Annotated in this window: 23 protein-coding genes; 16 read left to right on the top strand and 7 right to left on the bottom strand. The window is 33.8% G+C overall.

The window, feature by feature from the left end:
• The first annotated feature begins 64 nt into the window (after positions 1 to 64).
• From CSW08_RS00415 to CSW08_RS00400, 4 genes are all read left to right on the top strand, one after another.
• The gene (locus CSW08_RS00415; protein WP_106657935.1) at positions 65 to 2,269 is read left to right on the top strand and encodes a RecQ family ATP-dependent DNA helicase; all 2,205 of its coding nucleotides are present in this window, start codon (positions 65 to 67) and stop codon (positions 2,267 to 2,269) included.
• Between the two features lie 170 nt (positions 2,270 to 2,439).
• Positions 2,440 to 3,372 carry a peptidylprolyl isomerase gene (locus tag CSW08_RS00410; RefSeq protein WP_106657934.1) on the top strand — a complete coding sequence of 311 codons (933 nt, stop codon included), beginning with the start codon at positions 2,440 to 2,442 and terminating at the stop codon, positions 3,370 to 3,372.
• Positions 3,373 to 3,435: 63 nt separating this feature from the next.
• The gene (locus CSW08_RS00405; RefSeq protein WP_106657933.1) at positions 3,436 to 3,981 is read left to right on the top strand and encodes a YfiT family bacillithiol transferase; all 546 of its coding nucleotides are present in this window, start codon (positions 3,436 to 3,438) and stop codon (positions 3,979 to 3,981) included.
• Positions 3,982 to 3,990: 9 nt separating this feature from the next.
• Positions 3,991 to 4,473 (top strand): GNAT family N-acetyltransferase, encoded by a 483-nt coding sequence (locus CSW08_RS00400; RefSeq protein ID WP_106657932.1) that lies wholly within the window; start codon positions 3,991 to 3,993, stop codon positions 4,471 to 4,473.
• A 22-nt stretch (positions 4,474 to 4,495) separates the two neighbouring features.
• Here CSW08_RS00400 and CSW08_RS00395 read toward each other — a convergent pair whose 3' ends face one another.
• Complete coding sequence (locus tag CSW08_RS00395; RefSeq protein WP_106657931.1) at positions 4,496 to 5,062, bottom strand: thioredoxin family protein; 567 nt, start codon at positions 5,060 to 5,062, stop codon at positions 4,496 to 4,498.
• A gap of 121 nt (positions 5,063 to 5,183) precedes the next feature.
• Between CSW08_RS00395 and CSW08_RS00390 the strand changes: the two genes are divergently transcribed.
• Positions 5,184 to 5,519 carry a tRNA-binding protein gene (locus CSW08_RS00390; RefSeq protein ID WP_106657930.1) on the top strand — a complete coding sequence of 112 codons (336 nt, stop codon included), beginning with the start codon at positions 5,184 to 5,186 and terminating at the stop codon, positions 5,517 to 5,519.
• 481 nt (positions 5,520 to 6,000) lie between these two features.
• Here the strand turns inward: CSW08_RS00390 and CSW08_RS00385 are convergent, their stop codons facing one another.
• Both CSW08_RS00385 and CSW08_RS00380 read right to left on the bottom strand, forming a co-directional pair.
• A complete protein-coding gene (locus CSW08_RS00385) occupies positions 6,001 to 6,384 on the bottom strand; it encodes a PUR family DNA/RNA-binding protein (RefSeq protein WP_106657929.1) in 384 nt (127 codons plus the stop codon).
• A gap of 237 nt (positions 6,385 to 6,621) precedes the next feature.
• The gene (locus tag CSW08_RS00380) at positions 6,622 to 8,379 is read right to left on the bottom strand and encodes an ABC transporter ATP-binding protein (RefSeq protein WP_106657928.1); all 1,758 of its coding nucleotides are present in this window, start codon (positions 8,377 to 8,379) and stop codon (positions 6,622 to 6,624) included.
• Positions 8,380 to 8,583: 204 nt separating this feature from the next.
• On the opposite strand from CSW08_RS00380, the gene nusB reads away from it, so the two are divergent.
• The 8 genes from nusB to CSW08_RS00340 all read left to right on the top strand — a co-directional run bounded on the left by nusB (position 8,584) and on the right by CSW08_RS00340 (position 14,169).
• Positions 8,584 to 9,528: a transcription antitermination factor NusB gene (gene nusB / locus CSW08_RS00375; RefSeq protein WP_238987170.1), complete on the top strand. Its 945-nt coding sequence runs from the start codon at positions 8,584 to 8,586 to the stop codon at positions 9,526 to 9,528.
• Between the two features lie 86 nt (positions 9,529 to 9,614).
• Complete coding sequence (locus CSW08_RS00370; RefSeq protein ID WP_106657927.1) at positions 9,615 to 10,178, top strand: DUF1573 domain-containing protein; 564 nt, start codon at positions 9,615 to 9,617, stop codon at positions 10,176 to 10,178.
• A gap of 14 nt (positions 10,179 to 10,192) precedes the next feature.
• A complete protein-coding gene (gene yajC / locus CSW08_RS00365; RefSeq protein WP_106657926.1) occupies positions 10,193 to 10,477 on the top strand; it encodes a preprotein translocase subunit YajC in 285 nt (94 codons plus the stop codon).
• Between the two features lie 385 nt (positions 10,478 to 10,862).
• On the top strand, positions 10,863 to 11,300 hold the full coding sequence (locus CSW08_RS00360; protein ID WP_106657925.1) for a GNAT family N-acetyltransferase: 438 nt from the start codon (positions 10,863 to 10,865) through the stop codon (positions 11,298 to 11,300).
• Between the two features lie 21 nt (positions 11,301 to 11,321).
• Positions 11,322 to 11,513: a hypothetical protein gene (locus CSW08_RS18470; protein ID WP_106657924.1), complete on the top strand. Its 192-nt coding sequence runs from the start codon at positions 11,322 to 11,324 to the stop codon at positions 11,511 to 11,513.
• A 34-nt stretch (positions 11,514 to 11,547) separates the two neighbouring features.
• Complete coding sequence (gene proC, locus CSW08_RS00350; RefSeq protein WP_106657923.1) at positions 11,548 to 12,354, top strand: pyrroline-5-carboxylate reductase; 807 nt, start codon at positions 11,548 to 11,550, stop codon at positions 12,352 to 12,354.
• 1 nt (position 12,355) lies between these two features.
• A complete protein-coding gene (gene proB / locus CSW08_RS00345) occupies positions 12,356 to 13,126 on the top strand; it encodes a glutamate 5-kinase (protein WP_106657922.1) in 771 nt (256 codons plus the stop codon).
• Between the two features lie 179 nt (positions 13,127 to 13,305).
• Positions 13,306 to 14,169: an alpha/beta fold hydrolase gene (locus tag CSW08_RS00340; RefSeq protein WP_106657921.1), complete on the top strand. Its 864-nt coding sequence runs from the start codon at positions 13,306 to 13,308 to the stop codon at positions 14,167 to 14,169.
• On the opposite strand, the gene CSW08_RS00335 is transcribed toward CSW08_RS00340, so the two are convergent.
• Both CSW08_RS00335 and CSW08_RS00330 read right to left on the bottom strand, forming a co-directional pair.
• The gene (locus CSW08_RS00335; RefSeq protein ID WP_106657920.1) at positions 14,166 to 15,266 is read right to left on the bottom strand and encodes a glycoside hydrolase family 43 protein; all 1,101 of its coding nucleotides are present in this window, start codon (positions 15,264 to 15,266) and stop codon (positions 14,166 to 14,168) included. The genes CSW08_RS00340 and CSW08_RS00335 overlap by 4 nt on opposite strands.
• A gap of 210 nt (positions 15,267 to 15,476) precedes the next feature.
• Positions 15,477 to 16,088: a YkgJ family cysteine cluster protein gene (locus CSW08_RS00330; protein WP_106657919.1), complete on the bottom strand. Its 612-nt coding sequence runs from the start codon at positions 16,086 to 16,088 to the stop codon at positions 15,477 to 15,479.
• Between the two features lie 208 nt (positions 16,089 to 16,296).
• Between CSW08_RS00330 and CSW08_RS18190 the strand changes: the two genes are divergently transcribed.
• On the top strand, positions 16,297 to 16,632 hold the full coding sequence (locus tag CSW08_RS18190; RefSeq protein ID WP_203226823.1) for a hypothetical protein: 336 nt from the start codon (positions 16,297 to 16,299) through the stop codon (positions 16,630 to 16,632).
• Between the two features lie 177 nt (positions 16,633 to 16,809).
• On the opposite strand, the gene htpG is transcribed toward CSW08_RS18190, so the two are convergent.
• A complete protein-coding gene (gene htpG / locus CSW08_RS00320) occupies positions 16,810 to 18,720 on the bottom strand; it encodes a molecular chaperone HtpG (protein WP_106657918.1) in 1,911 nt (636 codons plus the stop codon).
• Positions 18,721 to 18,911: 191 nt separating this feature from the next.
• Here htpG and CSW08_RS00315 point away from each other — a divergent pair, with 191 nt between their 5' ends.
• Positions 18,912 to 19,916, top strand: a complete 1,005-nt coding sequence (locus tag CSW08_RS00315) for a 3-oxoacyl-ACP synthase III family protein (RefSeq protein ID WP_106657945.1) — start codon at positions 18,912 to 18,914, stop codon at positions 19,914 to 19,916.
• 241 nt (positions 19,917 to 20,157) lie between these two features.
• Positions 20,158 to 20,520 carry a CoA-binding protein gene (locus tag CSW08_RS00310; RefSeq protein ID WP_106657917.1) on the top strand — a complete coding sequence of 121 codons (363 nt, stop codon included), beginning with the start codon at positions 20,158 to 20,160 and terminating at the stop codon, positions 20,518 to 20,520.
• On the opposite strand, the gene CSW08_RS00305 is transcribed toward CSW08_RS00310, so the two are convergent.
• Positions 20,497 to 21,954 carry a sodium:solute symporter gene (locus CSW08_RS00305; protein WP_106657916.1) on the bottom strand — a complete coding sequence of 486 codons (1,458 nt, stop codon included), beginning with the start codon at positions 21,952 to 21,954 and terminating at the stop codon, positions 20,497 to 20,499. The genes CSW08_RS00310 and CSW08_RS00305 overlap by 24 nt on opposite strands.
• Positions 21,955 to 21,997: the final 43 nt, after the last annotated feature.

Here is a 21,997-nt window from a genome sequence, read left to right as displayed (position 1 = left end):
CAACACACAATTAAATTAATTATTCGATTTGTGTTTTTATTTAAATTAAGTTTTTATACCGTTCATGTTAATAACAAAAAGTGATTTGCAGGCTGCATTAAAAAAATATTTTGGCTTTGGTAAATTTAAGGGTCTTCAAGAAACCGTTATTGAAAGCATATTATCAGGAAATAATACATTTGTCATCATGCCAACAGGAGGCGGCAAGTCGCTTTGCTATCAGTTGCCAGCATTAATGCAAGAAGGTACAGCAATTGTAGTATCGCCGTTAATTGCATTGATGAAAAATCAAGTGGATGCCATAAGAGGTATTTCCAACGAAGAAGGCATTGCGCATGTATTAAATTCGTCACTTAACAAAACCGAGATAAAGCGCGTTAAAGAAGACATAACCAATGGTATTACCAAACTGTTGTATGTGGCACCAGAATCGTTGACTAAAGATGAAAACGTCGATTTTTTAAGGTCCGTAAAAGTGTCTTTTATGGCGGTTGACGAAGCACATTGTATTAGTGAATGGGGACATGATTTTCGACCCGAGTATAGAAATTTAAAACATATCATTGGTAGAATAGGTGACAACATTCCCATTATAGGGTTAACAGCAACAGCAACGCCTAAAGTTCAAGAAGATGTTTTAAAAAACCTTGGTATTCCTAATGCAAAAACATTTAAAGCGTCGTTTAACAGACCCAATTTATATTACGAAGTACGTCCAAAAACAAAAAATGTAGATGCGGATATTATTCGTTTTGTGAAACAAAATTCAGGAAAATCAGGTATCATATATTGTTTAAGTAGAAAGCGCGTTGAGGAATTGGCGCAAGTGCTTCAGGTTAATGGTATTAAAGCCGTGCCGTATCATGCCGGATTAGATGCCAAAACAAGAACAAGTCATCAAGATAAATTTCTTATGGAAGATGTCGATGTGGTGGTGGCTACCATTGCTTTTGGAATGGGTATCGATAAACCTGATGTGCGTTTTGTAATCCATCATGATATTCCAAAAAGTATCGAAAGTTATTACCAAGAAACTGGTAGGGCAGGCCGAGATGGTGGCGAAGGACATTGTTTAGCCTATTATTCCTATAAAGACATTGAAAAGTTAGAGAAATTCATGTCTGGGAAACCGGTCGCTGAGCAAGAAATCGGCCAAGCGTTGTTGCAGGAAGTTGTTGCTTTTGCAGAAACATCCATTTCCAGAAGAAAGTTTATCCTTCATTATTTCGGGGAAGAATTTGATAATGAAACTGGTGAAGGTGGCGAAATGGACGATAATGTACGTCATCCCAAAAAGCAACATGAAGCTAAAGATGAAGCTAAGTTTATTCTTGAAACCATTGATAATACCAATGAAAAATATAAGTCTAAAGACCTGGTTAATGTTGTTATTGGGAAAGAAAATGCCCTAATTAAATCCCACAAAACAGACGAACAGCCTTTTTTTGGTAAAGGAAATTACAAAGACAATAAATATTGGATGGCATTGCTTAGGCAGTTATTAGTTGCGGGCTATCTTAAAAAAGATATAGAAACCTACGGCGTTATTAAATTAAATGATAAAGGAAAAGCGTTTATTAAAAAACCAGAATCCTTTATGATGACCGAAGACCATATTTTTGATGGTGAACAAGAAGATGGAAGTATCGTAACTTCGGCTAAAGCAGTCGGACAATCAGCCGATGAGGTTTTAATGGGCATGCTTAAAGATTTACGTAAAAAGAATGCCAAAAAATTAGGCGTACCACCTTTTGTTATTTTTCAAGATCCTTCACTTGAGGATATGGCATTGAAATATCCCATAAATTTAACTGAATTAGGAAATGTACATGGTGTTGGCGATGGAAAAGCTAAGAAGTATGGTAAGGATTTTGTAGAACTCATTGCTAAATATGTCGAAGAAAATGATATTCTAAGACCGGACGATTTGGTTGTGAAATCAACAGGAAGTAATTCTGCTAACAAATTATTCATCATTCAAAATATAGATAGAAAATTGCCGCTTGACGATATTGCTTCATCAAAAGGGATGTCGATGCAAGAATTTATTAAAGAAATGGAAGCCATTGTCTATTCTGGTACCAAGTTGAACATTACGTATTGGATTGACGATATATTAGATGAAGACCAACAAGAAGAAATTCATGATTATTTCATGGAATCGCAATCGGATGCCATTGATGTCGCCATTAAAGAATTTGATGGAGAATATGATGATGATGAGCTTCGTCTTTATAGAATTAAATTTATTAGTGAAGTGGCTAATTAATTTAAGTTAAAAGTTAAAAGTTAAAAGTTAAAAGTTAAAAGTTTTTCATTTTAAACTTCAGTCTTCCGTCGTCAGTCTTCCGTCTTCGGTCTTCTTCCACAAAAAATCATAAATCGTAAATCTTAATTCGTAAATCCTTGTTATCTTTGCACTTCATTAAAAAAAATGCCATGAAAGACGGTTTATACGCAAAATTCAACACTACTAAAGGAGACATACTGGTTGCCTTAGAATACAAAAAAACACCTGGAACGGTTGGTAACTTTGTTGCTTTAGCTGAAGGAAATTTAGAAAACAAAGTAAAACCACAAGGAAAACCATATTACGATGGATTGAAATTCCATAGGGTTATTCCAGATTTTATGATTCAAGGTGGTTGTCCACAAGGCTCTGGTGCTGGTGGTCCAGGTTATAAGTTTGATGACGAGTTCCATCCGGATTTAAAACATGACGGTCCAGGCGTATTATCAATGGCAAATGCAGGTCCAGGCACAAACGGTAGCCAATTTTTCATCACACATATAGAAACGGCTTGGTTAAATGGTAAGCACACCGTTTTTGGTAAAGTGATATCTGGTCAAGATATTGTTGATGCGATTGCCCAAGGCGATGTTATCGACAGTTTAGAAATAGTGAGAGTAGGCGCGGAAGCCGACGCATTCAATGCAGTTGAAGCTTTTAGAACTTTTGAAGGCTCTAGGCAAAAAAACTTAGCAGCAGAAAAAACAAAATCTGAAGCAGAAATGGAAAAATTAGCCGCTGGTTTTAGTAAAACATCTAGCGGATTACGTTACCAAATCCTTCAAAAGGGAGATGGTGCAAAAGCTGAAAAGGGCAAAAAAGTGTCTGTTCATTATAAAGGTCAATTGGCAGACGGAACGGTATTTGATTCTTCATATAAACGCAACGAACCTATTGATTTTGCTTTAGGAGTTGGTCAAGTTATTCCAGGTTGGGATGAAGGTGTTGGGTTACTTAAAGTGGGAGACAAAGCCCGTTTTGTAATACCAAGTGATTTGGCTTATGGAAGTGCAGGTGCAGGCGGTGTTATTCCTCCAAATGCAACCTTGGTTTTTGATGTTGAACTGATGGCCGTTAAGTAAAAAATCTTTTTTTTAAATACTATTTAAAGCACTTTATTTTAAGTGCTTTTTTTATATTTATATATGACAAACGATGAGCTAGAAACATTAAAATATCCCATTGGAAAATTTGATTGCCCAGAGCCGATTTCCCAAACGCATATTGAAAATTGGATTTCAATATTAGCATACTTTCCTGAAAGATTAGAAACTCTTGTGAAAAATCTAACAGACAAACAATTAGATACGCCTTATAGACCAGGTGGGTGGACTATTAGACAAACCGTACATCATATATCGGATAGTCATCATCATAGTTATGCGCGTTTTAAATGGGCATTAACAGAGGATAAACCCGTTATTAAAGCGTATTATGAAGATAGATGGGCAGAATTGATAGATTCTAAATTAGCACCTATAGACATGTCTTTGCAACATTTAAAAGCCGTACATATCAAATTGGTTTACTTATTGAAAACATTATCAGAGGAAGATTTAAACAAATGCTTTATACATCCGGAAACTAAAAAAGAGGTTCCGATAAAGCGAAATATAGGTCTTTATGCTTGGCATAGTAACCATCATTATGCACATATCGAAAATGTATTAAAACATAACAATTGGTTGTAATTTTATAGTATGATTAGAGATGTAAACATACAGGATGCCAAACAAATAGTTGATATTTACAACTATTATGTACTAAATTCTATTGTGACTTTAGATTTAGTTCCCTTTTCTACGCAAGATTTTGAGGAAAAAATAAAAACTATTTCTAATCAATTTCCATTTATTGTTTACGAAGAAAATAATGTTTTGTTGGGTTATGCCTATGCAAACACTTTTAGAACTAAGCCAGCATATAACAATACAGTAGAACTGACTATTTATTTAAAATATGACGAGTTAGGAAAGCAGATTGGTAAAAAAATGTATTCAGAATTGTTAGATCAACTTAAAAAACAAAACTATCATGTGGTTATTGGTGGATTAACATTACCTAATGATGCAAGCATAAAACTTCATGAAAACCTTGGTTTTGAAAAAGTTGCCCATTTTAAAGAAGTTGGTTATAAATTTAATAAGTGGCATGACGTTGGTTTTTGGCAATTAACTTTTTAACTTTAAAAATATAGTGGTCTAATTATTCTAACAAACTTTTCCATTTAATATTACAACCAATACTTGGTTTTTGTATTTGGGTGTTTTCTTTATTTTCAAGTAAACAATCTAAGGCATGTCGCAGATCCTGACCTGTCACAACCATGCCATTTCCCGGTCTGGAATCGTCCAGTTGTCCTCTGTATGTTAATTTTAAATCCCCATCAAAAAGATAGATGTCAGGCGTGCAGGCAGCATCATACGCTTTGGCAAGGTCTTGGCTTTCATCATAGAGATATGGAAATGGATACTGTTCCTTTTTGGCATGAACCTTCATTTTATCTGGACCATCTTGCGGATAGTTAACAACATCATTACTTGAAATTGCTATAAACGATATGCCTTTTTTGGAATATTCATTTGCAATTTTAACCAACTGATTGTTCACATGAAGTACAAACGGACAATGATTACAGATGAACATAATGACCGTACCGCGTTCGCCTTTTAAATTTTGTAAACTCAAATAGGTGTCACTTACTGTATCTAACAAATTAAAATCAGGAGCCAAAGTGCCTAAAGGCAGCATATTTGATGGTGTATTCGCCATAATGAACGTTTTTTCAAAGTTCGGGATAATTTGTATTTTTAAAAAATGAAATGCCTAAAACAATTTTTAATACATGGGTGGTATTATAATTTGACCACAGAAAATAGATAAATTTGAACGGATGAATGATATAATTACTTTTGAAGATTTTACTAAAATAGATTTACGTGTGGGTACCATTATTGATGTGAATGAGTTTCCTGAAGCCAGATATCCTGCTTACCAATTAACCATTGATTTTGGCGTTTTAGGCAGTAGGAAATCGTCTGCTCAAATAACAACGTTGTATAAAAAAGAAGAGTTGCTAAACAAACAAATTGTTGCCATTATTAATTTTCCAAAAAAGCAAATTGCCAAATTTATGAGTGAGTGTTTGGTGCTTGGTGCCGTAAAAGGAAAAGATGTGATGCTTTTAAATCCAGAAACCAAAGTTGCAAACGGGAGTATAGTAAGCTAAGGTTTGTAAATGAACTCATCTTGACTTTTTCCAATTGGTTAAAAAATTGCTCTTTTGAGCCTGCTTTTTGTCTTTTTCTCCTTCCGTAGCTCTGCTATGCAACTCAAAAATGCCTTCAATCAGACTCAAAAATAGCTAATTTTCACTTCAATCAAAAAAGTCAAGATGAGTTCAATAAAAACAAAGGGAGCAAAAATGGTATTTCACATTTCATGTTCCCTTTGAAATCATTCTTTCCTTTGTTAAGATTACTTAACCAGTCAATTGGGTATATTCTCAGCTATTATAAATAATAGCACCCCTCAGAATGATTCAATAAAGATAAGAAAAGATTTTTGTAGTTCCATGGATTTGAATCGATTGAGTTAATAATTAGAGCGATAGAGAACAATTGGGTTGTAGCATAGGATTATTGTGGTTAAGGCATAAAAAAACCGCTATCTAGTAGCGGTTTTTTTGCATATGGCTTATTGTCTAAAGCCTATATATCATCAAATTCTATATCCGTAAAATTTTCTACAGACTTAGTAGATGTTTCAATACCATCCTCATCTGTTTCATTTTCTTTTTTAAAGTCCTTTTGGTGACGTTCGCTAATGACTTCATCGCCTTTTTCATCAATAATATAGCCGGTCATTTCAGATAATATATCTTTAAACTCGTTGAAGTCTTCTTTGTAAATATATATTTTATGTTTTTTATAATGGAAAGAACCATCATCATTAGTGAATTTTTTGCTTTCTGTAATAGTAAGATAATAGTCATCAGCTTTTGTTGCTCTTACATCAAAAAAGTATGTGCGTCTGCCTGCTCTTAATACTTTAGAAAAAATCTCCTCTTTCTCCATCATGTCATTTGAATTCATATGTAAATTATTATTTGTTTCCTAATGGTCATATGTTATCGCTTTATTTTGATTAGTGTTTATAAACAAACTTCTTGTTTATAGCGATTTCATAGTTATCGAATTATCATTATTTATATCAAAAATCTAAAAAAAATATATACTAACCAACAAATTGAGTGCTTTCTTTTTAATAACCACAATATTAATGACTTATAATACGGGAAAATTTAACACTTATCTGGAAAATGATTGGGATTAAACGTTTGTTTCGCTCAGTTGTTTTAAATAGAGATGTTTGTAGTAACCATCTACATTTATGAGTGTTTCGTGTGTGCCTTCCTGTACTATTTTACCATCATCCAACACAATTATTTTGTTGGCGTTTTTTGTAGAAGATACTCTATGGCTTACTAAAATAGTCGTTTTATCGGAAGTTATTTGATACAGGTTTTTTAATATTTTTTCTTCTGTTTCGGTATCTACAGCCGATAAACAATCATCGAACAATAAAATTTTTGGTGATTTTATAACCGCTCTGGCTATAGAAATCCGTTGCTTTTGTCCGCCAGAAAGTGTGATTCCCCGTTCACCTAATACGGTGTCGTAACCATGATTAAATTTAACAATGTTTTTGTGTACATGAGCTTTTTTTGCGGCTTCAATAACATCGTTATCAGTAGCATTTTCTTTTCCAAACTTGATGTTATTTTTTATGGTATCAGAAAATAGAAAAGCATCTTGCGGTACATAACCAATGCTATTTCTTAAATCTTGCAGATTGTGCTGATTTATTTCGATGCCATCTATCATTATAGAACCTTTATCAATATCATAAAGTCTTCCAATCAACTCTAGGATAGTAGATTTCCCTGAGCCCGTTTTACCTATAATGGCTAAGGTTTCTCCTGCTTTTATATTAAAGCTAACGCCTTTTAGGGCTTCAATATTAGTGTCATCATACGTAAAAAATACATTATTGAACGTAATGTTGCCAATCACGTTGGTGGGGCTATGAACCGTGTTTTTTATTTCGGGTTCAATAGTTAAAAATTCATTGATACGTTTCTGCGATGCTTCTGCTTGTTGCACAATAGAAGTCACCCAACCAACAGTAGCAACAGGCCATGTAAGCATGTTTACGTAAATAATAAACTCTGCAATAGTCCCTAAGCTTTCAATCTCACCACTGATATATTGCTTACCACCAATATAAATAACGAGTAAATTACTAACACCAATTAGTAAAATCATCATGGGGAAAAATAAGGCTTCAATACTAACTAGATGTATTTGTTTTTTTTTATTGGTTGTAGAAAGTTCATCAAAATCGGCAGATGTTTGCCCTTCTAGGCTATAGGCTTTTATTACTGATATACCGCTAAATGTTTCTTGCGCGAATGAGGACAGTTTCGATAAATATTCTTGAACAATGGTACTGCGTTTATGGATTTCCTTACTTAATTTATAAATGGCAAAGGATAAAATCGGTAAAGGCAGAATGGTATATAAGGTGAGTAAAGGTGCTTCATTAAACATATAGGCAATAGCAATTATAAAAAGAGTAACGGTATTAATACTGTACATAATAGCAGGGCCCGCATACATACGAACACGCCCCACATCTTCACTAATACGGTTCATTAAATCACCAGTTCTGTTCTTCTTATAGAAGTTTAAGGACAGCTTTTGATAATGGTCGTACACTTCATTTTTTAAATCGTATTCAATATAACGGGATACATTAATGATGGTTTGACGCATAAAAAAGGTAAGAATGCCGGCAATAATCGCTGCACCAATAATGTAGAGGATAATTTCAGTCAGTTCACCTTGAATCGTTCTATCGCCCGTATTTAAACCTGCATTATATTTTTCAACAACTTCAAAGATGCGCCTTACATACCTTGGGGTAAAAAGCAAAAAAATTCTAGCAACAATAGTAATAACAATACCTATTAAAAGATGTGTTTTATATTTTAAAAAGTATTTGTTAAGATGCTTTAGTTCCTTCATTTGTTGGCTTCACTAATAAGGGAACAAAGATACATGTTTATACCAATAAATTCATTTTACACAGAATAGCTAAATGTTAAATATAGCCTAAAGTATTACCAATAATAAACGCAAAATAGAAGTTGTTTTTTTTAAAATAGTATTATTTTTGCCGTTCAAAAGAAAAAATGATTCATCTTTTTTTAATTCAAGTTCTTTGTAAATATGCTGAATAGAAGACATATTCGAGTAAAAGTTATGCAAACCATTTACGCCTTTAAAGGTAGTGAAAGCGATGATTTTAGTCCAAACCAAAAATTTTTGCTTTTCAGCATAGATAATATGTATAATTTGTATTTGTTATTAATATCGCTGCTTATTGAAGTGCAAAAAAGGGCAGAAGAAGATTTACAAAAAAAGCAAAAGAAGCATTTAGCGACCCAAGAAGACAAAAATCCCAACAGGAAATTTGTCAACAATGAGCTATTGCTGCATCTCAAAGAAAATCTACAACTTAAAAACCAATTAGAAGCCCATAAAATCACGTATTGGAGTTTAGATGCCGAATATGTTGACGTTATTTTCAAAGCGATTACTGCTAGTGATTTATATAAAGCCTATTTACAAACCAGAACATCTGATTTTAAAGAGGACAAGGAATTTATTGTAGATATTTTTAAAGACGTTATTGCACCCAATGATAAGCTTTACGAATATATTGAAGACAAAAACCTAACGTGGTTAGACGATCTTCCAACAATAAATACCACCATTTTAAAATTATTGAGAAAGGCGAAATCAACTAATCCGGATAATCATTTTATACCTAAGTTGTATAAGGATTCAGAAGACAACCAATTTGCCATCGATTTATTTAAAAAGACGCTTCTAAATAAATCATCTTTAAATAAGGAAATTGAGCTGAAAACCCAAAATTGGGATTCAGACCGTATTGCCAACGTCGATTTTGTATTATTACAAATGGCCATTTGCGAACTTAAAAATTTTCCATCTATACCCGTTAAGGTTACCATAAATGAATATTTAGAAATAGCTAAGGAATATTCAACGCCTAAAAGCAGTGTCTTCATTAATGGTATTTTAGATAAGTTGGTTAAGGAATATGAAGAAACCGGCACTTTGAATAAAATAGGTAGAGGTTTAGTATAGATTTCTGTTAAGAAACCTATAAAAATTTCAAATACACTAAATAATTGTTACTTTTACAGACCTATAAATTGAAAAACTACCTAATTATGAAAAAAATAATTTTAGTATTAAGCGCTTTAAGTTTAGTGGCTTTTACATCATGCAAAGAAGATGCCTCAAAAAAAATAAATGAAGCGAATGTGGCTGTAGCAGCTGAAAGAGATGCCAATTCAGGCAAATTCCCTATAATTTCATTTGAAGAAACTACACACGATTTTGGTGAAATTGAAGCTAACCAACAAGTTCAAACTGTTTTTAAATACAAAAATACTGGTGATGCCCCTTTAGTCATAACAGATATTAAAAGCTCATGTGGTTGTACAGTGCCTCAAGATTGGTCTAGAGAACCATTAGCTAAAGGAGAAAGTGGCCAATTTACTGTTAACTTTAATGGCACTGGCTCCAATAAAATAACCAAGACCATCACGGTAACAGCAAATACAGAAAAAGGAATAGAGACGGTAAATATTACGGCTTTCGTAAAGCCTAACCCAAATGCAGCAGCAGTAACAACACCGACAACTAATGCGGCACCATTAATGACTAATGGACAGCAACAACAAGTTAAGTTTAGTACACAACCAGGTCACGAAGGCCATAATCACGATTAAATAAAATTAAATTTATGGAAGGAATAGGGCAATTTATGCCGTTTATATTAATGTTTGTTGTTGTATATTTCTTTATGATTGCACCACAAATGAAACGTGCAAAAAAAGAGAAAAAGTTTAATGCAGAGCTTAAAAAAGGTGATAGAGTAGTTACCAAGAGTGGTTTGCATGGTAAAATTTTAGAGTTTAACGACAAAGACAGTACATGTATTATTGAAACCATGTCTGGAAAAGTCAAGTTTGAACGCTCTTCAATCTCTATGGAAATGACTGATAAAGTTAATAAAGCATCTGTTTAAATATAACATCACTTACGAAAACAGGCTTCCAATTTTGGGAGCCTGTTTTGTTTTAATTCGTTTCTTATAAAGTATTAATCGCATCTTAACGGCGTTTCCTTGTAATTGGCTGTGCATTTTTGTACCTTTGCAGCATGCAAAAAGGAATTCGACAAAATAAAAATTACAGAATTTTGACCTTTAAGTTTCTGGTTTTTAGAACCCAATCCAATAAATTCATTCCTCCTGCTTTAAAGTCTTAACGGCAATTTAATAAAATTATCACATTAATTTTATTGCTATAGTTATTGTTGAGCATGTATTATTAGTGCTTAAACAACCTTTTTAAAATAAAAATTCCCAATCTTTTTCTAAGGTAATTAGAAAATAATATAATATTAAATTTATGACCATTAAAACCTATGATGCCTATTCAAAGCTATCTAATATGGATATTAATCGTGTAACTAATTTTTTATACGAACATTCCGGAACATTTAGAGATAGCAAAAGTGCCATTAAAAAATCTTTATTGTATGCCATAAAAGAAATACCGGGACTTGGTGGATATGTGTTTGTTTCAGAGCATCAAAACGAGATTTTAGGGGTTTTAGTAATAAATAAGACAGGGATGAACGAGTATATTCCCGAGAATATTTTGGTATATTTAGTTGTAAATTCAAACTATGATGAAGACGGGATTAAAGAAAATTTGATCAATTACACCACTAATTACTGTAAGGGGGATATAGCGCTTTATATTAATAAAGAAAGCCCAGAGTTAGGTTGGTTTGAAGACAAAGGGTTTAAATCAAGAAATATTGAAATGCGCTTAACGCGTTAATAATTATTAAAAACATTACAAATGAAAATTATTCAAGTAAGAAGAAAAACGATATACGAAAAACGATACAGTTTAAAAATGGGAGAATTAAATACGAAAGTTACTTATATAAAAAAATATATGTTTGGTCTGCCTGTTAAAACATTGCATAAATATAGGGAAACCTATTACGGTGAAGTTAAGGATTGTAACGATTGTTCATTATTTATCTAATTATATAAATCACATTTAAAATAAATATTTACATATGAAAATATTGGTAATAGGTGCCGGAAATATGGGTTTAACATACGCTGAAGGCATGTCTAAATCAAGATTGTTAAAGAAAAAAAACATCATGGTTTTAGATACTTCCGAAGAAAAATTGGAAGAGCTTCATCAAATGTCACACTTTGATGCTTTTAGCGAGTTAAAGGATTGTGTGCCACAAGCAGATATTATTTTTATAGCCGTAAAGCCATATCATGCCGAAAGCTTGTTTAAAGCCATAAAACCATTAGCAAACACCGAGCAAATAATCATTTCCATTATGGCAGGTGTTACTATAGCATCTATAAAAGAGTTTTCAGGTTTAACAAAGATAGTTAGGGCTATGCCAAATTTACCAGCGAAAATCGGTATGGGGTTAACCTCTTTTGTGACATCGCCACAAGTATCGAGAATAGAAATATTGACTATTGAAAGTTTGTTAAATACGACTGGTAAATCCATTCAGGTAAGCAGTGAAACTTTAATAGACGCCTCTACTGGAATTTCTGGGAGCGGACCTGCCTACGTGTTTTATTTTATGCAAAGTATGATGGAAGCCGCTTTACAAATGGGGTTTTCTAAAAATGATTCTACGGTTTTAGTAAGTCAAACCTTTATAGGCGCGGTCGAACTTTTTAATCAGTCCAACTTATCACCAAATTCGTGGATGGATATGGTAGCTTCAAAAGGAGGCACTACAAGGGCGGCATTAGACTCTATGGAAGATAACAACGTAAAAGAATTAATAAAGGAAGCAGCATTTGCGGCTTTTAATCGTGCCATAGAATTAGGTAAAGAAAATTAATATGTATAAAGAAAGAATAGTTATTAAAGTTGGCACCAACGTCATGACCAACAATGATAATAGGATAGTAAGACCAGTGTTAAGAAATTTAGTAAGGCAAATAGCCGAACTTTATGATAGAAACATCATGACTATTTTAGTATCTTCTGGTTCTGCTATTGCAGGAAAAGAAGTGCTGGGAAAGTCTAAAATAAAAGACAAAACCCAGCGGAGGCAAGTATATTCCGCTATTGGGCAACCCAGAATGATGCGCCTTTATTACGATATTTTTCACGATTATGGTTTAAAATGTGCCCAGGTACTCCCCACAAAACGGGATTTTAGTCCGGGTTTGCACCGTCAGAACATGATTAATTGTTGTGAAGGTTTGCTGGCAGAAGGTGTGGTTCCTATAGCTAATGAAGATGATGCCGTGTCAGTTACCATGTCCATGTTTTCTGATAATGACGAATTGGCAAGTTTAATTGCACAACTCATGAAAGTTGACAAACTGATTATTCTAACGGATATAGATGGTGTTTATGATGGGCATCCAGATGCCGAAAGTAGTAGGGTTATTTCCAATATAGGACCCGCTGAAAATTTAGACAAATATATTAAAGACAGTAACAAAACCGAAGAAGAAGGTCGAGGTGGGATGGGTTCAAAATTAGATTATGCCCAGCAAGCCGCTGCCAAAGGCATTCCTACCTATATTGCCAATGGTAAAAAAGAGAATACCATAATTGACATTATAGATGGTAAAGGTATAGGAACTAAGGTAGCTCTTTAGTTTAGGGTATGGGTTTTTTTGATGATATTGGTTTTGTTAAAACTACGATTCGGTATGTTTACCAAAGCGTGAACTATGTAATTTTTGTCTCTAATCATATAAAGCATCCAGAAAATCATTAGGTAAGTTTGTATATAAAGATTAGGATTCACAAAAACCTAATTGCATATATATTCATTATGGAAACAGAAACTAAAGGATACAATTTAACCATACCAATAAATGACTTTCAATTATCCTACGATGATGTTGGGGAAGGAAGTATCCCGATTATTTTTTTGCACGGTTTTCCTTTTGACAAAACCATGTGGCAAGTTCAGTTAGAATTTTTAAAATCTTCTTATCATTTAATTGCTTGCGATATTAGAGGGTTTGGAAAATCAACGGACGAAGAATCACCTCTAAGCATGGATTTGTTTGCTGATGATTTGATTCAGTTTATGGATAAGTTGAGTATTGAAAAAGCAATTGTTTGTGGATTATCTATGGGAGGATTTGTAGCCCTGAATGCCATGAAAAGATTTCCTGATCGCTTTGATGCACTCATTTTATGTGATACGCAATGTATTGCAGATACTGCTGAAGTAAAGGAAAAACGTTATAAGACTATTAATGACATAGAAGATGACGGCGTAACTAATTTTAACGAAGGCTTTATTAAAAAAGTTTTCCACAAAGATTCCATAGCAAATAAGAAGGAATTGGTTGAGGAATTAAGACATGTTGTGTTTTCCAATTCGGATCATATTATCATGCAGGGATTGGTAGCTTTGGCTGAACGTTCAGAAACTTGCACCATGTTGAAAGAGATAAACATCCCAACACTCATTCTTTGCGGTAGGGAAGATGAAGTAACACCAATGGTTCAGTCTGAATCGATGCATGCATCAATTGAAGGATCCATATTTCATGTTATTGATCATGCGGGCCATGTATCCAATCTTGAGCAACCGGATGCATTTAATAAATATTTTCTTGATTTCTTAACCGGTATTGAAGGCATCAATTTTGAAAAAATTAATGGAAATCAAAGAATGTCTTAATCATTATCCATTTTCCAATGTTCTGCAATGGCCTTTAGTTCTTGTTTGGTGAGGTAAGTAATAGCACCATGTTTTGGGCTTGTAAAATTGGTCGTTTTCATGATACCTTTGTTAAAATGACCAATATCCTGATAGGTAACAAAATCTTTGGTTTCGCTGAAACCCATGTTGCTGGTCCTTAATCCATACACATCATACATCAGTACATAAGTGTCCGTACCAATTCTTTTGAAAACGTTAGGTGCTTCTGTATTAACTTCTTCGGGATCAATTCTTTTGTCTTCTCCTGTAAAATCCTGATTGATTTTATCGGAAACGGCATGCTTAATTTTTGCACCGGCAACATAAAACATCTGGTATTTGTCGCCTACTTTAGTAATATCTGCATCAATGCCACCAATAGCAGTTACAAGTTTAGGTGTTGTTTCTAGTTTGGTAAACTCATCGTTTGTATAAGAATAATAAATGTTAGCATTTTTATTGTTGTAACGAATGGTAAAATATACCATCATTTTTTTCTCCCCAGGATCATAAATAGTTTGAGGTGCCCAAGAGCAATCGATATCTCCTAGTTCAGGAAACGCTGTATCTACACGAAAATCGGAATGTGTCCAATGTATCAAGTCGTATGACTTCATCAACACAAGCGCACGGTTGTTTCCCCAGCCATATTTTTCAAGAGGCCTTTGCCAATCAGTATCACGAAATCCAGCACGCTTACCAAAAATGTGCAAGTCGGTCATTGCTAAATAAAAAGCACCATCGGGACCACGGGTAATATGAGGGTCACGTACACCTTTTTGCTCGGCCAACTCAGAGCCAATAAATATAGGATTACCACTGTTAATATCGGTAAATGTATAACCATCACTACTTATAGCCATGTAAGCAGATTGGTTCTGGTCCTTGAAATATACTAGCAAGTACCCCGCCTTATCTTTTTCATCAAACTTTTGGTTATTTTTAGGCTTTTCCAGTTGTTCTACTATTTCGATGCCTGTCGGAGCTATGGCTGTTGGGTTGTCTTGGGAATATGCATTATTTACTAGGAGTAGTCCTAACACAACCAGCGTAATATGATAAAATTTATTGTTCATTTCTAATGGTTTTTTGATATTGTTGAATCAGTAAAGGCTTCACAAAATTAACCAAGCAGATTTTATGCTTAATCACATAGGGACATTTTTATGTATTGTAAATATATGTAAAAGGATATTTTGTGCTGAATTTTATTCATCATTTAACAGTTATTAATTATGATGAAAAATACACTGGCTGAATTGTTTTTTGATTCAAGTTTTTTAAAATCACGCTGTATGTTCCAAATCACCAGGAAATGGTCTGTACGCATAATATTGTAAAACCTCTTCTAAAGCCAATTTTAAAGCTCTATTAATTGGCACTACTTGATTACCCATATTAAAATCTATTTGATTGAGTTGCATGTAGTAATCTGTAAACATAGGCACATAAAGACCTTTGCTTATGGCTTCCGTAGTATCTTGGTAAAGGTTTGCTTGGTTTTCTTTAATGATTTTACAAGTTACCAAACGTTGTTGCCCGTATTTATCTCTGGTAGCAGCATAACCAAAAAGCCTGCAAATAAGCCCTCGATATTTGTAATTACTGCAATTTCCCATGGTGGTATCTATCAGGTTTAACGGACTGTAAATATGGCAAACAGACTGTTTTTCTTTAGTGTTTAGTTCCTTAAGGGTGTCTTCTGCTTTTCCCATTAAAAACAATTGGAATGCCCATGGTAAAAATTCAAGTGGAGAGGCCTCCATAGTTGGATTGGTGCAGCAGTTGCCACATCCTGTTAAGCAATGTAATTTGGTTTGGTCTTGAAATTGTGAAATCTCAAAATCAAGCTGTTCAAATAATCCTTCAACTAACTTTACTTTAACTTCTATAGACATAGAATTTTTTTGCGAATGTACGTCATAATTTGTCTGGTTGTTAAGGTGTTAATTTCTTTTTTTTAGGGTTTATTTTGTTGGATAAATTAAATTTCTAATTAATAAAATAGTAGACTAGGGACATGAAAACTTAACATTGGCATATATTTTTATACACTATCTTTGGAGATTAATTAAAATTAAGTAACAAAACTAAAAGTAACACACCATGGAAGAACATATTTCAAACTTTAACGAACCCAATGAAGACGTTGTTAGCGATGAAGTAAACAATACAATTGATGAACATGTGGAGGAGGTTAATAATGAAGTCTCTAAAGAAAAAGCTGAAGAGGTAATAACCAAAAAATCAAAAAAGGCCAAGAAAAAAGACAAGAAGAAAGAGGATAAAAAAGATAAAGAAAAGGAAAAAAAGAAAAAAGAAAAGGCTAAAGAAAAAGCCAAAGAGAAAGCTAAAAAAGAAAAAGCCAAAGCTAAGGAAAAAGCAAAAAAGGAAAAGGATAAAGCTAAAAAAGCAAAATCAAAAAAGAAGAAGAAAAAATAATGTCATAAAAAAACCACTTCAAACTGAAGTGGTTTTTTGTTAAGTGCTACTATCTATATCATTTAAAATTGCTTAATCTAAACTTCTAGCTTTTCATCTAACTAATCTAGCAATCTAAAGCAAAGCAATCTAAAAGCGAAGCCGTCTAACAATCTAAGAGCAAAGCGTTCTAACAATCTATTTAATCATCTCATAACTGCGTTTAATAAAGTTTGTCAGTTCTTCACCTTTTAACAAGCCTTGCGATAAACGTGCTAAATCCAAACTTTGATTAATTAAGCGTTCTTGCTTGTTTTTGGTTTTTGTTTCTAAAATCTCGGTGACTAATTTAGAGTTGGTATTAACAACTAAGTTGTACATTTCTGGAAAACCGCCCATACCAAACATACCGCCACCGCCAGTTTGTTGCATTTCTTTCATACGTCGCATAAACTCTGGTTGTGTTATAATAAAAGGCGATGCTTCGCTATCCATAGCTTCCAATTGTACCATGAATTTTTCAGAAGGAATTACTTCTTTCAAAAGGGTTTCTAAAGCAGTTTGTTGTTCTTCAGAAAGTTTAGAGATTTTGGTGTCCTCTTTCTTAATTAAATTATCAATATGGTCGCCATCAACACGTGCAAAAGAAATGTTTTCTTTGGTAGATTCCAGTTTCTGAATTAAATGCGATACGATTGGAGAATCCAATAACAACACCTCATAACCTTTGGCTTTAGCTGTTTCTATATAGCTATGTTGTGCATCTTTATCAGACGCATACAGAATAACCAACTTGCCGTCTTTATCCGTTTGATTGGCTTTTATTTTATTGAATAATTCATCATAGGTAAAATAAGTACCTTCAACTGTTGGGTATAATGCGAAATCGCCAGACTTTTCAAAGAATTTTTCTTCGGAGAGCATACCGTATTCAATCACGATTTTAATATCGTTCCATTTCTTTTCGAAATCCTCACGATTATTATTAAAAAGCGATTTTAATTTATCGGCTACTTTTCTAGTGATGTAAGACGAGATTTTCTTAACGGCCCCATCGGCTTGCAAGTAAGAACGCGATACGTTTAACGGAATGTCTGGAGAATCAATAACCCCGCGAAGCATGGTTAAAAATTCTGGAACGATGCCTTCTACATTGTCGGTTACATAGACTTGGTTTTGGTACAGTTGGATCTTATCTTTTTGAATGTTCATATCCTGACCCATTTTTGGGAAATATAAAATCCCGGTAAGGTTAAACGGATAATCTACATTTAAGTGAATGTTGAATAAAGGCTCTTCAAATTGCATCGGGTACAATTCGCGATAAAAGCTTTTATAGTCATCATCTTTCAAATCTGCTGGTTGTTTGGTCCAAGCTGGATTTGGGTTGTTGATAATATCATCAACCGTAATTTTTTTATGAGGCTCTTTGGTTTCTTTACCGTCTTTATCTGTGATGGTTTTCGGTTCGAAATCTGGATCGTTTATGTCCTTAGTTCCAAATTTAATTGGAATAGGCATAAACTTGTTATATTTTAAAAGAAGGGTCCTTATGCGTGATTCTTCCAAAAACTCAGTAGAATCCTCAGCAATATGAAGAATGATTTCTGTACCTCTTTCTGTTTTGTCTGATGGTTCTATGGTGAATTCAGGAGATCCATCACAAATCCAATGCGCCGCAGGTTCGTCTTTATAAGATTTGGTAATAATTTCTACTTTTTGGGCAACCATAAAAGCGGAATAAAAACCTAATCCGAAATGACCGATAATACCAGCATCTTTAGCCGCATCTTTGTATTTATCCAAAAATTCTTCAGCACCTGAAAAAGCAACTTGGTTAATATATTTTTCAACTTCTTCGGAAGTCATACCCAATCCTTGGTCTATAATATGAAGTTTTTTACCTTCTTTATCAATCTTAACTTCAATTTTCGGATTGCCATATTCGGTTTTGGCTTCACCTATACTAGTTAGGTGTTTCAATTTTAAAGTTGCATCTGTAGCGTTACTGATTAATTCACGTAAAAAGATTTCGTGATCGCTATACAGGAATTTTTTAATAAGTGGGAAGATGTTCTCTACCGAAACATTAATATTTCCTTTTGTCATATGAATTTGTTATTTTTTATTTTCCGTAAAGACGGAAAACCGTTAAACATTCGTTTTTAATTTGCTTATTAAGATTAGACAACAAAAATGCCAAGAGTCTAAAAGTGACAAACTGACATTACTTATTTTTGAATTACGATGTTGGATTTTGAAGATTTAATGTTGTACTTTGTCTATCTAATATAATGGTCATGTATAATTCAAGAATAATTGGTTTAGGTAAATATCTGCCAGATAATGTGGTTACGAATGATGATTTATCTAAAATGATTGATACCACAGATGAATGGATTCAGGAGCGCACAGGTATAAAAGAACGTCGATGGATTAAGGAAGGTACAGACGATACATCAGCCGTTATGGGTGCAAAAGCCGCGAGGATTGCCATAGAACGTGCTGGTTTAACAAAAGATGATATCGATTTTATTGTGTTTGCCACCTTAAGTCCCGATTATTATTTTCCAGGCTGTGGTGTGCAAATTCAGGATATGCTCGATATGAAAACCATTGGGGCGCTTGATATACGAAACCAATGTTCTGGGTTTGTGTATGCAATTTCGGTGGCCGACCAATTTATAAAAACGGGGATGTACAAAAATGTGCTTGTTATTGGGGCAGAATACCATAGTAACGGATTGGATAAAACAACCAGGGGTAGAGGCGTCACGGTTATTTTTGGAGATGGTGCAGGCGCAGCCGTTTTAACAAGGGAAGAAGATAATACAAAGGGTATTTTGTCTACACATTTGCATAGCGAAGGTAAGCATGCCGATAAACTGATTGTGACATCGCCAAGCATCGCGCATTGGGTGCCAGAAATCCTTGAATCTAAAGAAGAAGATTTGTCTTATTTCCCATTTATGGATGGTACATTTGTTTTTAAACATGCCGTAGTGCGTTTTAGTGAAGCTATTATGGAAGGTTTAAAAGCAAACAATCTTCAAAAAGAAGATATAGATATGCTTATTCCACATCAAGCCAATTTAAGGATTGCCCAATTTATTCAAGGGAAATTCGGATTGCGAGACGACCAAGTTTTCAATAATATCATGAAATATGGCAACACTACGGCAGCATCTGTCATTATTGCACTTACCGAGGCTTGGGAAGAAGGTAAAATTAAAGAAGGGGACAACGTGGTTTTGGCAGCTTTTGGTAGCGGTTTTACTTGGGGCAGTGTCATTATTAAGTGGTAAAATTAAAAAATCCGAAAACCTGGAGAGATTTCGGATTTTCCTAGCTATTAACCAATTGCAACTAACACTAACCTTTTCGAATTTTTAATTCTGGTGACTAACTCAAATAATTATTAATTCGGTGATTGGTTGATTTTAAAACGTAATTTTTTGTGTGCATATTGTATGAATTTTTAATTTTAAATAATATTTAACATTTGTAATCAGATAGTTAGGTAATATTTTAAAGACTAATTAAATTATGAATAAAAAAACCTTAGTGATAGGGGCTTCTTTAAATCCTAGTCGATATTCAAATTTTGTAGTACAAAAACTCATAGCCCTTGGACATGAAGTTGTGGCAATTGGTAAGAAATCAGGAGAGATTGCTAGCGTCAAGATTAATACTGAACAATTACCTTATAAGGATTTAGACACTGTAACACTTTATATTAATCCAGAAAATCAAAAAGGGTTTTACGATTATATTGTATCCTTAAAACCTAAACGGGTTATTTTTAATCCAGGTACAGAGAATCCAGAATTGTATCAGATTTTAAAAAACAACAATATTCCTTTTGAAATCGCATGTTCTTTGGTATTACTTTCTACGAATCAATATTAATCCTAAGAACGTAAAAATACCGTTTACAATCAATAATTCATACCCGAATTTATAACCGCCTAAATAATTTGATGGAATGTTAGCGATGATATAACATACTAAAACAGAACCTATGGCTACATAAGGAACCAAATGGTCCTTGATTTTAAATTTTGTGAGTATTCCAAAAGCAAATAAGCCTAGCAAAGGCCCATACGTATATCCTGCAACCGTTAATATGCCACTAATAACACTTTGGTTTAACACATAGTAAAAGCAAATAATAACCAAAACCATTAAAACACTCATACCAATATGGACTTTTTTCCGAGTCCGTTTTTGGGTGTGTTCCGGTCTTTTTTCAATATTCAGGAAGTCGATGCAAAAAGATGTTGTTAAGGCTGTTAGTGCGCTATCTGCACTTGAATAAGCCGCGGCAATAAGTCCCAATGTAAAAAATATGGCAACGGGTAATCCTAAATCGGAGTTGAGAGCAATTTCAGGATATAATAAATCTGTTTTTACAACACCATCAATTATAGGCACTTTAATGCCTTTGGTTTCGGCATACACAAATAATAAGGCTCCTAAAAGTAAAAATATAAAATTCACAAATATCAAAATGACACTAAACGACACCATATTTTTCTGGGCATCTTTTAGCGATTTACAGGTTAGGTTTTTCTGCATCATATCTTGATCCAATCCTGTCATACAAATAGCGATGAACATACCGCCCAAGAATTGTTTGAAGAAGTGGTTTTTCGCTAAAATGTCTTCAAAAAAGAAAATTTTATCATATTTTTTAATAGCATCACTCCCTATAAAATCGCCTAATCCCCATCCCATTTCAGAGTATATTAAAACAATGGTAACAACCAGAGCGACCAACATGAGTAATGTTTGTATCGTGTCTGTCCAAACCACGGTTTTAACACCTCCTTTAAATGTGTAAATCAAAATAAGAGCTACAGAAATAACAACGGTTAATGGAAAATGAAAATTCCAATGCTTAAAAACGTATTCGTGCAATACGCTTGTGACTAAAAATAACCTGAAAGCAGAACCTAAAACCCGTGATATAAAGAAAAAAGCCGCACCGGTTTTATGACTTACCATTCCGAATCTATCCCCTAAATACTCGTAAATAGAAGTCACGTTCAATCTGTAGTATATGGGCATTAAAACAAAGGCGATTACCATGTAGCCTAACAAGTAACCAAACACCACTTGCATATATCCAAACATGCCAGTGCCAACATCTCCAGGGACGGATATAAAAGTAACGCCACTTAACGAGGCACCTATCATACCAAATGCCACTAAAAACCAAGGCGACGATTTATTTGCTCTAAAAAAGGAATCGTTACTATCTTCTTTACCAGTTAAATAGGATACAAAAATGAGAATACCAAAATAAATAACTATTAAAATGAGTACGTGAAAAGGCTGCATAACTTAAATTAGGTAGCGAAATATACAAAATTACAAACCAAAA

Origin of the sequence: Confluentibacter flavum (assembly GCF_002843175.1) — a bacterium.
Taxonomy (GTDB): Bacteria; Bacteroidota; Bacteroidia; order Flavobacteriales; family Flavobacteriaceae; genus Confluentibacter; species Confluentibacter flavum.
This window is presented reverse-complemented; position numbering and strand designations above follow the sequence as displayed.

Coding starts and splice junctions, on each gene's coding strand:
- CSW08_RS00395 (WP_106657931.1), bottom strand. CDS start 5,062: ATGGCGAATACACCATCAAATATGCTGCCTTTAGGCACTTTGGCTCCT.
- CSW08_RS00305 (WP_106657916.1), bottom strand. CDS start 21,954: ATGCAGCCTTTTCACGTACTCATTTTAATAGTTATTTATTTTGGTATT.
- proB (WP_106657922.1), top strand. CDS start 12,356: ATGTATAAAGAAAGAATAGTTATTAAAGTTGGCACCAACGTCATGACC.
- yajC (WP_106657926.1), top strand. CDS start 10,193: ATGGAAGGAATAGGGCAATTTATGCCGTTTATATTAATGTTTGTTGTT.
- CSW08_RS00310 (WP_106657917.1), top strand. CDS start 20,158: ATGAATAAAAAAACCTTAGTGATAGGGGCTTCTTTAAATCCTAGTCGA.
- nusB (WP_238987170.1), top strand. CDS start 8,584: ATGCTGAATAGAAGACATATTCGAGTAAAAGTTATGCAAACCATTTAC.
- CSW08_RS00335 (WP_106657920.1), bottom strand. CDS start 15,266: ATGAACAATAAATTTTATCATATTACGCTGGTTGTGTTAGGACTACTC.
- CSW08_RS00385 (WP_106657929.1), bottom strand. CDS start 6,384: ATGAATTCAAATGACATGATGGAGAAAGAGGAGATTTTTTCTAAAGTA.
- CSW08_RS00370 (WP_106657927.1), top strand. CDS start 9,615: ATGAAAAAAATAATTTTAGTATTAAGCGCTTTAAGTTTAGTGGCTTTT.
- CSW08_RS00315 (WP_106657945.1), top strand. CDS start 18,912: ATGTATAATTCAAGAATAATTGGTTTAGGTAAATATCTGCCAGATAAT.
- CSW08_RS00400 (WP_106657932.1), top strand. CDS start 3,991: ATGATTAGAGATGTAAACATACAGGATGCCAAACAAATAGTTGATATT.
- CSW08_RS00415 (WP_106657935.1), top strand. CDS start 65: ATGTTAATAACAAAAAGTGATTTGCAGGCTGCATTAAAAAAATATTTT.
- CSW08_RS00360 (WP_106657925.1), top strand. CDS start 10,863: ATGACCATTAAAACCTATGATGCCTATTCAAAGCTATCTAATATGGAT.
- CSW08_RS18190 (WP_203226823.1), top strand. CDS start 16,297: ATGGAAGAACATATTTCAAACTTTAACGAACCCAATGAAGACGTTGTT.
- CSW08_RS00410 (WP_106657934.1), top strand. CDS start 2,440: ATGAAAGACGGTTTATACGCAAAATTCAACACTACTAAAGGAGACATA.
- CSW08_RS18470 (WP_106657924.1), top strand. CDS start 11,322: ATGAAAATTATTCAAGTAAGAAGAAAAACGATATACGAAAAACGATAC.
- CSW08_RS00390 (WP_106657930.1), top strand. CDS start 5,184: ATGAATGATATAATTACTTTTGAAGATTTTACTAAAATAGATTTACGT.
- htpG (WP_106657918.1), bottom strand. CDS start 18,720: ATGACAAAAGGAAATATTAATGTTTCGGTAGAGAACATCTTCCCACTT.
- CSW08_RS00405 (WP_106657933.1), top strand. CDS start 3,436: ATGACAAACGATGAGCTAGAAACATTAAAATATCCCATTGGAAAATTT.
- proC (WP_106657923.1), top strand. CDS start 11,548: ATGAAAATATTGGTAATAGGTGCCGGAAATATGGGTTTAACATACGCT.
- CSW08_RS00330 (WP_106657919.1), bottom strand. CDS start 16,088: ATGTCTATAGAAGTTAAAGTAAAGTTAGTTGAAGGATTATTTGAACAG.
- CSW08_RS00340 (WP_106657921.1), top strand. CDS start 13,306: ATGGAAACAGAAACTAAAGGATACAATTTAACCATACCAATAAATGAC.
- CSW08_RS00380 (WP_106657928.1), bottom strand. CDS start 8,379: ATGAAGGAACTAAAGCATCTTAACAAATACTTTTTAAAATATAAAACA.